The 2,997-nt window shown below is 71.1% G+C and carries 2 protein-coding genes; both read left to right on the top strand.

Going from position 1 to position 2,997, the window contains the following annotated elements:
• On the top strand, positions 1 to 619 hold a 619-nt coding region (locus TR49_RS00500; protein ID WP_042375929.1), incomplete at its 5' end, for a thiolase family protein.
• The gene (locus TR49_RS00495; protein ID WP_042375926.1) at positions 619 to 2,748 is read left to right on the top strand and encodes a 3-hydroxyacyl-CoA dehydrogenase NAD-binding domain-containing protein; all 2,130 of its coding nucleotides are present in this window, start codon (positions 619 to 621) and stop codon (positions 2,746 to 2,748) included. The genes TR49_RS00500 and TR49_RS00495, both read left to right, overlap by 1 nt.
• Positions 2,749 to 2,997: the final 249 nt, after the last annotated feature.

Below are 2,997 nucleotides of genomic sequence, written 5' to 3'. Positions count from 1 at the left end.
CCGCCGCACCGACTCGGCGGGCGGCGAGACCGGCTGGGGCCTGGCCACCGCCGACGAGCCGATGCGCCCGGGCACCACGCTGGAGTCGCTGACGGGCCTCAAGACCCCGTTCCGCCCGCACGGCCGGATCACCGCCGGTAACGCGGCCGGTCTGAACGACGGCGCGACCGCCTCCCTGATCGCCGCCGAGGACGTCGCGCGCGAGCTGGGCCTGCCGGTCAAGATGCGCATGGTCTCCTACGCCTTCGTCGGCGTGGAGCCCGAGGTCATGGGCATCGGCCCGGTCCCGGCGACCGAGAAGGCGCTGGCCAAGGCCGGTCTGACGATCGCCGACATCGGCGCGTTCGAGATCAACGAGGCCTTCGCCATCCAGGTTCTGTCCATGCTGGACCACTTCGGCATCGCGGACGACGACGAGCGGGTCAACCCGTACGGCGGCGCGATCGCCTTCGGTCACCCGCTGGCCTCCTCCGGCGTGCGTCTGATGACGCAGCTGGCCCGCCGCTTCGAGCAGCGTCCTGACGTCCGTTACGGCCTCACCTCCATGTGCATCGGCATGGGCATGGGCGCGACGGTCATCTGGGAGAACCCGCACTTCGACGGTCACGGGAGCAAGTGATGACGACCACCACCGAGCAGCTGCTCAAGGCCCACGAGCTGTTCCCGGACGAGGTCGTGACGACCGCTCACGTGCGTCACCTCGACCTGCCCCTGGGTGCCGGCCGCTTCGCGCTGATCACCCTGGACAACGGCTTCGACCACACCAAGCCGACCACCTTCGGCCCGGGCTCCCTGGCCAAGCTGAACGAGGCGCTGGACCAGGTCGAGCGCGAGGCCGCGGCGGGCGAGATCGTCGCCGTCGGCATCACCGGCAAGCCGTTCATCTTCGCGGTCGGCGCCGACCTCAAGGGCGTCGAGGTGCTGAAGGAGCACAGCGACGCGCTGGCCATCGGCAAGGGCGGCCACGACGTCTTCAAGCGGATCGCGGCCCTGCCCGTCCCGTCCTTCGCCTTCTACAACGGCGCGGCGATGGGCGGCGGCGTCGAGGTCGGCCTGCACTGCACCTACCGCACCGTCAGCTCGGGCCTGCCGGCCTTCTCGCTGCCGGAGTGCTTCCTGGGCCTGGTCCCGGGCTGGGGCGGCTGCACGCTGCTGCCGAACCTGATCGGCGCGGGCAAGGCCGTCCAGGTCATCATCGAGAACGCGATGGCCCAGAACAAGCAGCTGAAGGGCAAGGACGTCTTCGAGCTCGGCATCGCCGACGCGATCTTCGAGCCGGCCGACTTCGTCGAGCAGTCGCTGCTGTGGACCGCCCAGGTCCTCACCGGCGCCGTGGCGGTGGAGCGTCCGGAGATCGACCGCGGCCAGGCCTGGGACGACGCCGTGGCCTGGGGCCGCGCGGTCGTCGACGGCAAGGTCCACGGCGCGGCACCGGCCCCCTACCGGGCGCTGGACATCATCGCCCAGGTCAAGGACGGCGACCTGCAGGCCGGCTTCGACGCCGAGGACGCGGCGCTGGCCGACCTCATCATGGGTGACGAGCTGCGCGCCGGCATCTACTCCTTCAACCTGGTGCAGAAGCGCGGCAAGCGCCCGGCCGGTGCGCCGGACAAGTCGCTGGCCCGCCCGGTCACCAAGGTCGGCGTCGTCGGCGCCGGTCTGATGGCCTCGCAGCTGGCGCTGCTGTTCGCGCGCCGCCTCCAGGTGCCGGTCGTCCTCACGGACATCGACCAGGAGCGCATCGACAAGGGCGTCGGCTACGTCCACGGCGAGATCGACAAGCTGCTCGCCAAGGGCCGCGTCAACGGCGACAACGCGAACCGCCTCAAGGCGCTCGTCACCGGCTCGCTCGACAAGGCCGCCGCCTTCGGCGACGCGGACTTCGTCATCGAGGCCGTCTTCGAGGAGATGGGCGTCAAGCAGCAGGTCTTCGCCGAGGTCGAGGCCGTGGTCTCGCCGACCTGCATCCTGGCGACCAACACCTCCTCGCTGTCCGTCAGCGAGATGGCGTCGAAGCTGGAGCACCCCGAGCGGGTCGTCGGCTTCCACTTCTTCAACCCGGTCGCGGTCCTGCCGCTGCTGGAGATCGTCCGCGGCGAGAAGACGGACGACGCGTCGCTGGCGACCGCGTTCGGCGTCGCGAAGAAGCTGAAGAAGACCGCCGTTCTGGTCAAGGACGCCCCGGCGTTCGTCGTGAACCGGATTCTCACCCGTTTCATGGGCGAGATCCAGCAGATCATCGACGAGGGCACGCCGATCGCCGTCGCCGAGAAGGGCGTCGAGCCGCTCGGTCTGCCGATGTCCCCGATCGTGCTGCTGGAGCTGGTCGGCCCGGCCATCGCCCTGCACGTGTCGGAGACCCTGCACACCGCCTTCCCGGAGCGCTTCTTCGTCTCCGAGAACCTGGCCCGCGTGGTCCAGGCCGGCAAGCGCGGCTTCTACACCTGGGCGTCGGGCCAGCAGGAGCTGGACCCCGAGGTCGTCGCCCTGCTGCAGCTCGGCGACAAGGTCCTCACCGAGGAGCAGGTGCGCGAGCGCGCGCTGGGCGCCGTCGCCCAGGAGATCCAGCTCATGCTGGACGAGGGCGTCGTCGCCGAGGCGCAGGACATCGACCTCTGCCTGATCACCGGCGCGGGCTGGCCGTTCCACCTGGGCGGCATCACCCCGTACCTGGACCGTGAGGGCGTCTCCGAGCGCGTCAACGGCAAGCGCTTCCTCGCCCAGGGCGTCGCGAGCGTCCCGGCGTAACGCACCAGCCGACCCCGAAGGGCGGCTTCCCGAGCCCCGGCTCGGGAAGCCGCCCTTCGGCTTTGTCCCCACCCCCCCGCCTCCGGCCGTCCTGCCACCGCCTGCTCCGCCCTCACCCCGTCAGCCTGCCCCCCGGGGCCCCACAGCCGACCAGTCACGGTGCCGCCACCCAGGCCCTCGGCCCCGGCACCCGGCTCGCGGGCTCGGTGGCCCCCTTCCCCCCAGCCCGTCTCCGGCCCCGCAGCACAA

It is taken from the genome of Streptacidiphilus melanogenes (assembly GCF_000787835.1).
GTDB lineage: Bacteria > Actinomycetota > Actinomycetes > Streptomycetales > Streptomycetaceae > Streptacidiphilus > Streptacidiphilus melanogenes.
This window is presented reverse-complemented; position numbering and strand designations above follow the sequence as displayed.